The 12,966-nt window shown below is 47.4% G+C and carries 10 protein-coding genes; 3 read left to right on the top strand and 7 right to left on the bottom strand.

What is annotated here, in order from left to right; translation table 11 throughout:
- The first annotated feature begins 611 nt into the window (after nt 1-611).
- Together V7S65_RS19545 and V7S65_RS19550 are read left to right on the top strand one after the other, a co-directional pair.
- Nucleotides 612-3,470, top strand: coding sequence for a TonB-dependent receptor (locus V7S65_RS19545; RefSeq protein WP_336387852.1), 2,859 nt, complete (start codon nt 612-614; stop codon nt 3,468-3,470).
- Nucleotides 3,471-3,543: 73 nt separating this feature from the next.
- Nucleotides 3,544-4,473 (top strand): sulfite exporter TauE/SafE family protein, encoded by a 930-nt coding sequence (locus V7S65_RS19550; RefSeq protein WP_336387851.1) that lies wholly within the window; start codon nt 3,544-3,546, stop codon nt 4,471-4,473.
- On the opposite strand, the gene V7S65_RS19555 is transcribed toward V7S65_RS19550, so the two are convergent.
- The 7 genes from V7S65_RS19555 to V7S65_RS19585 all read right to left on the bottom strand — a co-directional run bounded on the left by V7S65_RS19555 (nt 4,456) and on the right by V7S65_RS19585 (nt 11,194).
- Nucleotides 4,456-5,445, bottom strand: coding sequence for a 2-hydroxyacid dehydrogenase (locus tag V7S65_RS19555; RefSeq protein ID WP_111576987.1), 990 nt, complete (start codon nt 5,443-5,445; stop codon nt 4,456-4,458). The two genes, V7S65_RS19550 and V7S65_RS19555, sit on opposite strands and share 18 nt — an antisense overlap.
- 87 nt (nt 5,446-5,532) lie before the next feature.
- Nucleotides 5,533-6,933 carry a class II fumarate hydratase gene (fumC, locus tag V7S65_RS19560; RefSeq protein ID WP_111576988.1) on the bottom strand — a complete coding sequence of 467 codons (1,401 nt, stop codon included), beginning with the start codon at nt 6,931-6,933 and terminating at the stop codon, nt 5,533-5,535.
- A gap of 52 nt (nt 6,934-6,985) precedes the next feature.
- Nucleotides 6,986-7,762: an enoyl-CoA hydratase/isomerase family protein gene (locus tag V7S65_RS19565; protein ID WP_336387850.1), complete on the bottom strand. Its 777-nt coding sequence runs from the start codon at nt 7,760-7,762 to the stop codon at nt 6,986-6,988.
- Between the two features lie 43 nt (nt 7,763-7,805).
- A complete protein-coding gene (locus tag V7S65_RS19570; RefSeq protein WP_079469745.1) occupies nt 7,806-8,981 on the bottom strand; it encodes a S41 family peptidase in 1,176 nt (391 codons plus the stop codon).
- Nucleotides 8,982-9,007: 26 nt separating this feature from the next.
- Complete coding sequence (locus tag V7S65_RS19575) at nt 9,008-9,754, bottom strand: porin family protein (RefSeq protein WP_336387849.1); 747 nt, start codon at nt 9,752-9,754, stop codon at nt 9,008-9,010.
- Between the two features lie 96 nt (nt 9,755-9,850).
- On the bottom strand, nt 9,851-10,681 hold the full coding sequence (locus V7S65_RS19580) for a hypothetical protein (protein WP_111576991.1): 831 nt from the start codon (nt 10,679-10,681) through the stop codon (nt 9,851-9,853).
- Nucleotides 10,682-10,774: 93 nt separating this feature from the next.
- Nucleotides 10,775-11,194 carry a cobalamin B12-binding domain-containing protein gene (locus tag V7S65_RS19585; protein WP_079469748.1) on the bottom strand — a complete coding sequence of 140 codons (420 nt, stop codon included), beginning with the start codon at nt 11,192-11,194 and terminating at the stop codon, nt 10,775-10,777.
- Nucleotides 11,195-11,287: 93 nt separating this feature from the next.
- Between V7S65_RS19585 and V7S65_RS19590 the strand changes: the two genes are divergently transcribed.
- Entirely contained in the window at nt 11,288-12,958 is a 1,671-nt protein-coding gene (locus V7S65_RS19590) for a glutamine--tRNA ligase/YqeY domain fusion protein (protein WP_111576992.1), read from the top strand.
- Nucleotides 12,959-12,966 lie beyond the last annotated feature (8 nt).

The following is a 12,966-nucleotide window of genomic DNA, read 5'->3' on the forward strand; positions in this document are numbered from 1 at the left end:
TATGCCGGGCCCTGCTGGTATTTTTATGGGCTTAGGGAGATGACAAACAAAATATCCGTCTTTCATTTTGTCGATTATTCGATTTTTTCCGGAAAATGCCCAAAAATAGAATTTGCCAGGCATCTGCAAATACCCCTAAGTGTATGGGGAGTGTATGGGAAGTGTATTGTGAGTGTATGGGGAGAGTATGGGAACAGTATAGGGACTGTATGGGGACTGTATGGGGACTGTATAGGGAATACGACACATAGACGACTCCTAAGTATCCAAGAAGTATCGGAGAAGTATGCGATAAGTAACAGGGGCATATTCATTCAATGCTGCAACAATTCTTCTTCAAAAAAAAACACAGCCCGCAAACCCTTCACCCTGAAGAGGTTATAAGTTCAACTGCGCTCCTGGCCGCAGTTCCCGGCCCTGCTTTTTCCAAATAATCCCCCCATTTGCTTTGAAATGAAAAATACCCGGATTATATTTGTCTACTAATTCTATAGACTATATGATAATCGTTTTTACAAATCATTCATTTTCAGCACGATGTTGCGGCACGGCATCGTAAAAGGTCCCCTTATCATTTTTTATCATTCCAGAATCAATAATGTTTACAGCACATGCAAAAGTTTTTAATGCTGGCAAAATACCTGTTTTTAATTTTGGTATTCAGTCCGGTACTGGTACACGCTCAACTTAACGGGTCTTATGTAATTCAGGGTAAAATTACAGACGATCACGGGGTAGCGCTTCCCGGTGCCTCTGTACAAATCAAAGGCACTTCATTTGGCGCTCAAACAGATACCACCGGCCGCTTTGAAGTTACCACCAACTCCAAATTTCCGCTGAAGCTGGTAATCAGGCTCATAGGCTATCAACCCCAGGAGTTTGAAGTAAAAAGCAGTAGCAGCAAACTGGCCATCCAGTTATATACACAATCACTGCTGGTGAATGAAGTAGTAGTGTCCGCTTCCCGTCAGCAGGAAAAAATGCTCCGGTCGCCGGTAGCCATCGAAAAGCTGGACATCAGGGCGCTGAAAGAAACCCCTTCGTCTACTTTCTACGACGCCCTCGGTAACCTGAAAGGCGTACAAATGACCACTGCGGGCCTTACCTTCAAAGTATTCAACACCCGTGGCTTCAACGTTCCCAACAACTTCCGCTTCATGCAGCTGGTAGATGGTGTGGATAACCAGGCCGCTACCCTCGGCGTACCGCTGGGTAACGCCATCGGCCCCACGGAGCTTGATATTTCCAGCGTGGAAGTTACCCCCGGCGCATCTTCCGCCCTGTATGGCATGAACGCCATCAACGGAATGTCCAACCTCATCACTAAAAACCCCTTCCAATACCAGGGCGTAAGCGTATACCAGAAAGTAGCCGTAAACCACGTTGGCGACGACGGTGGCGCCAAATTACTCACGGAAACGGCTGTACGCTATGCACAGCAATACTCTTCCTGGTTTGCATGGAAAATTAACCTGAGCTACATGCAGGGTACCGACTGGTACGCTGACAGCCATAACGACTTTTCCCCGCAATCCAAAGCCAACCCCGACTTTCCACAACTCAGCGGCGCTAACAACATCGCCAACGACGCCTGGAACAAATATGGCGATAACTCCAACCTCCAGGTAATTGATAAAGACGGACGCGCTTACAACGTGCACCGCACCGGCTACTGGGAAAAAGATATCGTGGGCGACTTTACCGTTAAGAATAAAAAAGCCGACGTTTCTTTCAACTTCCGCTTACCGCACAAACTGGAACTGTCTGCTTCCTACCGCTACGGCGAAATGGACGGCTTCTTCCAACGTGGTAACCGTATCGGCCTCAGAGGCGTAACCGTACAAAACGGTAAACTGGAACTCGTACACCCCGACTTTACCGTGAGGTCCTACATCTCCATTGAAAATACCGGCGATTCCTATAACATGAATCCCCTGGCTGACAACCTCGAAAAATCATTCAAAACAGATAAAAAATGGCTGTCTGATTATACTTCCGGCCTGAACAACGCGCTCACCGCAGGTTCCGACCTGGTGGCCGCACACGCCGCTGCCCGCGCCTTTGCAGACGCCGGCAGATGGACACCTGGCACCCCCGCATTTGATGCACAGGTAGCCAAAATAAAAAGTATCAACGACTGGGATATTTACCCTACTTCCAAAAACCCTGAAAACACCAGTGGCGGCGCCGCTCTCCTCCAGAAGAGCCGCTTCTACCACACGGAAGGTACCTGGAACCTGCGTAAATACATCCACTTCGCAGATGTATTGGTAGGCGCGGATTACCGCACTTACGAAATTATCCCCGATGGCAACAACTTCGTGGATTTCTCCCGCCCTGCCGACAAACGCAATGAGCCAGGTGGTAAACACATCTGGTACGGCAAATACGGTGGCTTCGCACAAATCAGCAAAACGTTCTTCAACGACGCATTAAAGCTCACCGGCTCCCTGCGCTACGATAAAAACGAACAGTTTGATGGTAAAGTAAACCCACGTATCGCGGCAGTTTACAGCATCAAAGACAAACATAACTTCCGCCTCTCCTGGCAAAACGGATTCCGCTTCCCATCACTGTTTGAAGCTTACTCCTTCGTAAACAACGGCCAGGTAAGACGTGTAGGCGGACTCGCTTTCATTGAAGAAGGACTCGGTTACTTTAAAAACTCTTTCCTCACCAGCTCAGTAGATGCATTTGGCGTAGCAGTAAATAAAACCATCAACGCCGAGCACATCTCCAAAGATGCCGCCGCTGCAAAAAATGCAGGCATATTAAAAGTAGCGAACCTCGATCCCATCGTTCCGGAACAGATCACTTCGTTTGAAGCCGGCTATAAAGCAGTACTGCTCGATAACAAACTCTTTGTCGATGTAGATGGCTACTATAGCTCCTACAAACACTTCATCGGTCAGATTGAAGCTGTAGTACCTAAAACAGGTAACGTTAACAATCCCGATCAAACAGTGCTGAACCAGATGCTGGATAAGTCTTTACAGAATCGCTACCGCGTATGGACCAACAGTAAATCCACTGTAAACAACTACGGATTCGCAGTGGCTGTTACCTACGATCTGTATAAAAACTACACCATCAGCGGTAACGCCAACTACAACAAACTGGCGCAGGATAAAACAAAAGATGATGCGTTGATCCCCGGCTTTAATACACCAGACTGGTTCACCAACGTAAGCTTGGGTAACCGCAACGTGTACAAGAACATCGGCTTCAACGTGGTTTGGCACTGGCAGAATACTTTCTACTGGCAGAACCTCTTTGGTAACGGCGACGTGCCTTCCTACAACACAGTAGATGCACAGATCACCTATCGCGTACCAAAAATCAAAACATCCTTTAAACTGGGTGCTTCCAATATTCTCAACTCTAAATACTTCCAGTATGTAGGCGGTCCAACCATCGGTGGATTATACTACCTGGCGTTAACATACGACAACGTTTTTCAGAGGAAATAATAGTTGCTGAGATACAGGGGTGCAGTAATATAACTGCATCCCCTGTTTTTAAAAACTACATAAAATAACTGGTATGACTACACGAACAACAGCCGTTGCAGGCACCGTCACCGAAAAGCCGCAGTCCTCCTTCAAATGGTGGCAGATCGCTGTTGTATCGTTGTTACTGGCTACCGTACTCATTGCTCTCTATTACTACGAAGTACCAGACGCCGTACAGGGAGATGTACGCCGGTTCTTTCACTCTCTTTTTACAACAGAGCTGCTGTTTTATATTGTAGTGGGGTTATGCGCACAACTGGTAGATGGCGCGTTGGGTATGGCTTACGGCGCTACCTCCTCTTCTTTATTGCTGGGACTGGGCGTATCTCCTTCAGTAAGCAGCGCCAGTGTACACGTGGCAGAAGTATTTACCACCGGCGCATCGGGATTCGCACATTTTAAACTGGGTAACGTTAATAAGAAACTGTTTTTGTGCCTGCTGATCCCCGGAATGATCGGAGCCATCTCCGGCGCCTATCTGTTATCCGACAAGATTGACGGAGATGTAATAAAACCCTTTATCAGCGCATACCTGCTGGTACTCGGCATTATCGTGATCCGGAAAGGCATCCAGAAAAATAAAAGAAAAACCAAAACAAAAAGACTCGGACCGCTGGCTTTTGCAGGCGGATTTATGGACGCCATCGGCGGCGGAGGCTGGGGCCCCATTGTTACTTCCACCTTGTTGAGTAAAGGCCGTACCGTACATTATACCATTGGTTCTGTAAATGCAGCAGAGTTCTTTATTTCACTTTCCAGCGCCGCCACCTTCCTGATCTTCACGGGTATCTCCAGCTGGCAGGTAATTGTAGGCCTGGTAATCGGCGGGGTGATCGCTTCTCCGTTTGCAGCCATCCTGGTGCGGAGAATAAAGCGCAAACCATTGATGATTATGGTAGGCGTCCTCATTATAATACTGAGCCTGCGTACAATTATCGCTACCCTACTTCACCTCGTTTAGCAATACGCCTTCTTTTTCAAAACTACGTATATTGCTCAACGTTACCTCTGCTATCTGTGTGAGCGCTTCTTTTGTAAAAAAGCCCTGGTGGGCGGTTACCAGCACATTCGGGAAAGTGGTTAATCTTGATAATACATCGTCCTGGATAATACTTCCGGAGAAATTCTGAAAAAACAGGTGTTCTTCCTGCTCATACACATCTATTCCAAGCGCGCCTATATGGCTGTTTTTAAGCGCTGCTACTACTGAAGCAGTATCTATTAATCCGCCACGGCTGGTATTGATCAGCACTACGCCCATTTTCATGGACGCAATGGAGTTTGCATTAATCATATGCCGTGTACTCTCCATCAGCGGGCAATGCAGCGATATCACATCCGACTGCGCAAAAATAGTATCCAGCGATACATACTTTACACCTAACTCCACCAGCTCTTCGTTTTCATAAATATCATGTGCATACACCTTACAGCCGAAGCCCAGCATAATCCTGCAAAACACTGCGCCTATGTTACCCGTACCCACTACGCCGATCGTTTTACCAAAGAGATCAAAACCTTCCAGTCCGCTCAATGTAAAGTTGCCATCACGTACACGATTATACGATTTATATATTTTCCGGTTCAGTGCCAGGAGTAAGGCCACCGCATGTTCTGCCACCGCATGCGGCGAATAGGCAGGTACCCGCACTACTTTAATCCCTGCTGCTGCGGCGGCTTTCAGATCTACATTATTGAAGCCGGCGCAACGTAATGCAATAAGACGTACCCCTTTTTGCTGAAGCTCGTTGATGACGGTCGCATTCACTTTATCATTCACAAATACACAGATCACCGCTTCATCTTTTATCAGGGCAGCATTATCTTCATTTAACTGCGCCTCGAGGAAACGGAAACGGTGCGCTCCCTGCTGGTTGCTCTGGTTGAAGTAATGAATATCGTATGGCTGCGCGCTGAAAAAGAGTATATCCATGATCGTTGGGCTTGTTTGCATTGAAGGTAACAAAAAAAGAGCCCCGTTATTAGCGGGACTCTCTTCTTCCATAAATATGATCTGTTATTACTTGATTTCTCCTACCATGTGTGCAGGCACTACCCACTCATCAAATTCAGCCGGGGTTACATAACCCAGTTTCACGGCCATTTCTTTGAGGGTAGTTCCTTCCTTGTGGGCTTTCTGCGCAATTTCAGCTGCTTTGTAGTAGCCAATTTTGGTATTCAGTGCAGTTACCAGCATCAGGGAGTTTTCCACATGTTTTTTGATATTGGCTTCAATAGGTTCGATGCCTTCCGCGCATTTATCGTTGAAGCTTACGCAGCCATCGCCGATAAGGCGTGCAGAGTGCAGGAAGTTGAAGATCATTACCGGCTTAAATACGTTCAGTTCAAAGTGACCGTTGGAACCGCCGATACTGATGGTAACATCGTTACCCATTACCTGGGCCGCAATCATGGTGAGGGCTTCACACTGGGTTGGATTCACTTTACCCGGCATGATAGACGATCCCGGTTCATTGTCGGGAATATGAATTTCGCCGATACCTGCGCGTGGGCCTGAGCTGAGCATGCGTATGTCGTTGGCTATCTTCATTAAACTCACAGCAACTGTTTTCAGCGCGCCATGTGCTTCCACAATGGCATCGTGTGCTGCCAGGGCTTCAAATTTATTTTCTGCAGTAATAAAAGGCAACCCGGTTAACAGGGCAATATTCTTTGCCACGTTTTCAGAATACCCTTTAGGCGTATTGATGCCGGTGCCTACCGCAGTACCACCCAATGCCAGCTCGCTCAGGTGAGCCAGTGAATTGTTGATCGCTTTCAGGCCATGATTCAGCTGGGCTACATAGCCGCTGATTTCCTGTCCCAGTGTAAGCGGCGTAGCATCCATGAAGTGGGTACGGCCAATTTTTACTACGTTTTTAAACGCTTCTGCCTTTTTCGCCAGCGTATCGCGGAGCTTTGTAATACCGGGAATGGTTACTTCCTGCAGCATTTTGTAAGCAGCGATGTGCATAGCAGTAGGGAAGGTATCGTTGGAGGACTGCGATTTGTTCACATCATCATTCGGGTGAACAAATTTGTCCTTATCAGTAAGCTGACCGCCATGAATTACGTGAGCGCGGTAAGCCACCACTTCGTTTACGTTCATGTTAGACTGGGTACCGGAGCCTGTTTGCCATACTACCAGCGGAAACTGGTCGTCCAGTTTACCTTCCAGGATTTCATCGCAAACCTGACCAATCAGATCACTTTTTTCCTTAGGCAGTACACCTGCTTCGAGGTTGGTGATAGCTGCCGCTTTCTTCAGGTAAGCGAATGCCTTGATAATTTCCTTCGGCATTTTGTTGATATCCTGTGCGATCTTGAAATTTTCAATGGAGCGCTGTGTTTGAGCGCCATAATAGGCATTTACAGGCACTTTGACCTCGCCCATTGTGTCTTTCTCTATTCTGAATTCCATGACTTAAACTTTTAAGGCTACAAAAGTACGGCTTTACGGGTTGGGCAGCAAGCTATTCCCCGGTAAAATTCGCCTGTCTTTTCTGAATAAAGGCGGCGGCGCCTTCCTGCAGATCCTTTGTAGCGAAGCAGGCCCCGAATTCTTTCAGCTCCATCTCAAAGCCATCCTGGTCCTTATCCAGTGCGGCATTAGCGCATTTAATTACACGGGCTACTGCCAATGGCGCTTTTGTTTGTATTTTTTGTAAGATGGAAGCGGCTTTGGGCAGCAATTCTTCGGGCTTTAAAACATGGTTTACCAGTCCCCATGCCTGTGCCTCAGCGGCATTGATCATATCCCCGGTGAGCATCAGTTCCAGGGCTTTCCCTTTTCCTATCAGCTGCGTAAGGCGCTGGGTGCCACCATAGCCGGGAATGAGCCCGAGGTTTACTTCCGGCTGGCCAAATTTTGCATTTTCGCTGGCAATCCGGAAGTGGCAGGCCATCGCCAGTTCGCAGCCCCCGCCCAGTGCAAAGCCGTTTACCGCAGCTATGATGGGCTTAGGGCTGTTTTCTATACGCTGGAAAATTACATGGCCTTTCTTGGCCAGCTCTTCTCCCTGTTTATCTGATAAAGTAAGGAACTCGCTGATATCTGCACCTGCCACAAAAGCTTTATCACCTGCGCCGGTAATAATGGCGCCCTTGATTTGCCGGTCGCTGTATATTTCATCCACAGCCAGCGCCAGATCAGCCAGCACCTGCTGGTTGAGGGCATTCAGCTTTTCCGGGCGGTTGATAGTGATGGTGAGGATATTGTTTTCCAATTGTGTGCTTAACGTCTGATACATGTGCCGTATTTTAGTTTATCAATATTAAGCAATATTCAATAACCTAACGAATCAGCCCGATAGCCGCCTCCAATTGCTTATCCCGCCCGGTTTCCAGGGAGGCAGCATCATATTTCACTTCTACATCCGGTGGAAATCCGACCCCTTCATAAATCTTCCCATCGCGGTATTTCAGCATCAGCGACGAAGTATATACCAGGTTGATATAATCAGTGGAGAACTGCCCGCCATTGTAATATATGTTGCTGGTCAGCGGGCCATTGGCGCCCCAGGTGCGTTCCCCTACAAAATGTCCGTTGGGCAGCGATTTCACGGCCATAGTGGTCATTTCCGCCATGCTTACAGACCAGGCGTCAGCCAGCATCACAATAGGCGCCGTAATATTCCGTGCGCCTGCCTGTGGCGTTACAAAAGCCGGCGCCCACGGCGAATAATCCAGCCGGCCATTGCCCTGCTTGGAGCGGGTATAACCAAAATCCAGCTGCTTGTCGATCATTCTTCCCAATAAAAAATTAAGATCTGCCAGATCTCCGCCGCCATTACCGCGTACATCGATGATCACTCCTTTAATGTTGGCAGTATTTTTCAGCTTATCAAAGAAATACTGCTCTACTGTTTTCACACCGTTGGCGGTATCTGTGTTATACAGTGTTTTCAGGTTAAATCCGCTGAAAAAGAAATACAGGATGTCCTGGTTGATAGTACCGGAAACCGCTACATACTGCGCGGTTGTACCCACATTGGTAAAGCCTCTCACAGCGCCGGCATCAAGATACCCACGTGGCACATCGTTGTAGAAATGGAAGATGCTGATAGGATCATGATAATCCGGGCTGGCCACTTTACGCTGGTATGCCGGATTAATACTGAAAGAATCCGCTAACCAGGCATCTTTGAATGTAAGATCGTAGTGGGAGTCCACCAGGCCGGCGGTCATCTCCTTAAAATAAGTATATCCTTTTCTGACATCTGTTGAATCATTGAGATTTAATTTTGCAAACAGCGGTTTATACTGTTTATACACCCGGTCCCAATCGGTGGTATCTATATCCCAGAACACATAGTTATTATTCATTCCGTTCCAGTAAGAATCAAATACTTCGCTGAAATTTCCGGAGATGGTGTTGGCAGGATCGTTTATTTCGGGTAAGTCTTTGCGGCAGGAAGCGGATACGCATACTGCGATCAGGGCAATAATATATACATTAAGATGTTTCATCTCAGTAAGATTAACTGTTAACAAATTTATTCTGCGGAAGAACCGTGGAAGATGTTTCGGATGTTAAACATGCATCCGGCCTGGAGCACGTAAGTATCGTTGTAGCGGGGGATCTGGTTGATCATGTAATTTTTCTGCTGATCCGATAACCCGTAATAATAGCGGGCTTCTACAAAGAAACGGTATTTCTGCTGCAGCCGGTATTCTATACCGGCGCCTGCCAGCAGCCCGAGCTCAATACGACGATCACGGCGGCTGTCGAAGGAATACTTCTCATCATATTTGTAAGCCTGGTTAAACTGCAAATAATCGTACACCTGTTCATTGTCCGGGATCTCCGGGCCATCGTCAAAAACGTTGGCCATTGCGCCTTTAATGCGGTCGCTCATCCAATAGGCGGCATAACCACCGGCATTAAAAAATCCTCTCAGTTTACTGCCTCCGAAAGAGAAATGCGCCATCAATGGCAGCTGGATATAACTGTTGGTATTTTTTTGATAAATACCTTCAAAGAAATGATCCCTGCTTTGCTCATAATTTTTCTGAATGTAAGAAGGATCGGCTTCAATGGCGAACCAATCGTTGAAATGGTATTGAATAGGAATCCCTACTACAAACCCACCCAGGTCATCATACTTTGTAAAGGCCCTGTACCCGGTGCTGGTATGCAGGTAGTTCCGGTTGTAGCCTCCTGAAATCCCGACTTCAAATTGCGCATGGGCGCCATACGCGCACAGGAATAGCGCGACGAATAAGCATAGTTTCCGTTTCATATGGTTCTTATTTTGGTGATAACTGCTGTCGACAAAAAAAAACCGGAACTAATTTTACAATTAGTTCCGGTTTGCCAAAAATAGCGGATATATTTCTTAATAATTTACTTCAAACTCTGCTTTGCCGTTTTTCATCTTCATATAGTGTCTTTTTCTCTTTACTTTAAAGTAATCGATACCGCTGAAATTATATCCGAGGGTAACGAACACCATATTTGCCTCTAGGTTCTTATAAGGATAAACGGAGTTACCGGCTTTATCTTTTGTTTTAAAGTCCTGGTTAAAGAAATTCTGCGGGTAGTATTGCACTTTCAGTCCGAAACCGGGGTTAATGCGGAACCCGGCAAACAGGGATGGCATCAGCAGCGGCGTACGGTCGCTGAACCATTCATTGAATTTATGGACCTTATCGCCATCTACAAATTGTTTCTCTTTATAATTAACAGCCATATCTATTTCTCCACCGGCAAAAAAGAAGAAGCTGCCGGAAGTAACATCGCCGATCTTTATCCCTACCGGAATACCGATGGTATATACGCGCTGCTTCAGTTTCAGGGAGTCGGCAGGTTTTGAGATCAGACCAATATTTTTAATGTTGATGCCTGTAAACACACCAAAGTTTTTGGAGAAGTCTTTATTAAAGTTAGAGCCCACATTAAAAAAGAGGGTAAACCGCGGGATATTGCGCATGTGCTCCCCGTTTTCTTTCATAGAAGCAAAGGACAGCAGGGGACCGTCGCCACCGTGGGTTACGTATATCCCTTCCCGGTGTTTGGGATATTTTCCGAAAATGATGGAAAAAACGGTTTTTGCGCCGGTGGTATCGGCGGGGGCAGCAGCATTGGCTGAATCTTTTTTATCCTGGGCAAATGCACTACAACACAACGTCAACAGTAGCAGGAATAACGGGCATAACTTACATTTCATAATACGGGTGTTATGGTTTTTTAGATATTTGGTGGACTATTTCCACTAAAGACGACCCGGTTCAGAAAATGTTACGGCAATAGGGAAATATTTTTAAAAATTCCTGTGACTGGCCACCCAGCCGGTGATATACTCGGAAATATCTTTGGTATTGGTGCCGGGAGGGAACAGTTTTCCTACCCCCATTTCCTGCAGCGTTTCCATATCGGCATCGGGGATAATACCGCCACCGGTAAGCAGTACGTCGTTCATACCCTTTTCTTTCATCTGGGCAATGATCTTGGGGAATACGGTCATATGGGCGCCGGAGAGGATGCTGATGCCAATAGCGTCCACATCTTCCTGCAGGGCGGCATTCACCACCATTTCCGGGGTTTGGCGTAAGCCGGTATATATTACCTCCATTCCGGCATCCCGCAGTGCTGCCGCAATTACTTTTGCGCCCCTGTCGTGGCCATCCAGGCCCACTTTAGCTACCAATACACGAACAGGACGATTTAACGGGTTGACCATACCATTATCATATTAAGGAAGTAAATGTACGAAAAAGCAGAAAGCTTAAGCTCTCGGCTTTTTTGTACATTTGCCGTCCAAGATAAAATCATTATGAGCGAAGAAAGATCCCTCAACTTTATAGAACAAATTGTTGAAGAAGACATAGCGAACGGCGTTAATGACGGAAGGGTACTGACCCGTTTTCCGCCGGAACCCAATGGCTACCTGCATATAGGTCATGCCAAATCCATTGTGCTGAACTTTGGACTGGCCCAGAAATACAATGGGAAAACCAATCTCCGCTTCGATGATACCAACCCGGTAACAGAGGATACTGAATACGTGGATTCTATCAAAGAGGATATCCGCTGGCTGGGATTTGAGTGGGAGAAGGAATTGTATGCCTCCGACTATTTTGAACAACTCTACGCATTTGCCGTAAAAATGATAGAAAAAGGACTGGCCTATGTAGAAGATGCCAGTGCCGATGAAATTGCCGCTGCCAAAGGTACCCCCACCGTACCCGGCACCCCCACGCCGGCCAGAAGCCGCTCTGTAGCGGAAAACCTGGACCTGTTTGAACGGATGCGCAAAGGTGAATTCAAAGACGGGGAAAAAACACTCCGCGCCAAAGCAGACCTGGCTTCGCCTAACATGCACATGCGCGACCCGCTCATGTATCGCATTAAACATGCCCATCACCACCGTACCGGCGACAAATGGTGCATCTACCCGATGTATGATTTTGCGCACGGACAAAGCGATAGCATCGAACATATTACCCATTCCATTTGTACACTGGAGTTCATTCCGCATCGCCCGCTGTACGACTGGTTCATCAAAGAACTGGACATATTCCCCAGCCGCCAGTACGAGTTTGCCCGTTTAAACCTCACTTATACGGTGATGAGTAAACGAAAACTGAAACAACTGGTGGAAGAAGGTCATGTAAACGGATGGGACGATCCCCGCATGCCTACCATCAGTGGCCTGCGCCGCCGCGGTTACACTCCCGCCAGCATCCGCCAGCTCTGCGAACGGGTAGGCGTACAGAAACGTGATAACATGATTGAACTCGGCCTGCTGGAATTCTGTATCCGCGAAGAGCTGAACAGAACCGCCAACCGCGTAATGGCAGTACTGGACCCGGTAAAACTGGTGATCACCAACTACCCCGAAGGACAGGTAGAAGAAATGGCCGCCGACAATAACCCGGAAGATGAAAACGCAGGCTCCCGTACCCTGCCTTTCAGCAATACCCTGTACATTGAGCGGGAAGACTTCATGGAGGCGCCTCCTAAAAAGTTCTTCCGCCTCGGCCCCGGCCTGATGGTACGTTTGAAAAATGCCTATATCATCAAAGGCGAAAGCTTTGAAAAAGATGCCGACGGCAACATCACTACCATTTACGCCACCTACCTGCCCGAAAGCAAAAGTGGCGGCGACCAGAGCGGCTTAACCGTTAAAGGCACCATTCACTGGGTAAGCGCAGCACATGCTGCCACCGCCGAAGTACGGATTTACGACCGCCTCTTTACCGTGGAAAATCCACAGGCAGAAGAAGCCGACTTCAAAACGCTCATCAACCCGGATTCGCTGCACGTCATCAAACAGGCGTATGTAGAACCAGGTTTGCTGAAGGCTACTCCCGGTGAACGTTTCCAGTTCCTGCGCAAAGGTTACTTTGTAGTGGATAAAGACAGCACTTCTGAAAAAGTAGTGTTCAACAGGACTGTAACGCTGAAAGACGCATGGGCTAAGGAAAGCGCCAAAGGAAAATAAATATTTTT

Source organism: Chitinophaga sp. CCNWYY40, assembly GCF_037483205.1.
Lineage (GTDB): Bacteria > Bacteroidota > Bacteroidia > Chitinophagales > Chitinophagaceae > Chitinophaga > Chitinophaga ginsengisegetis.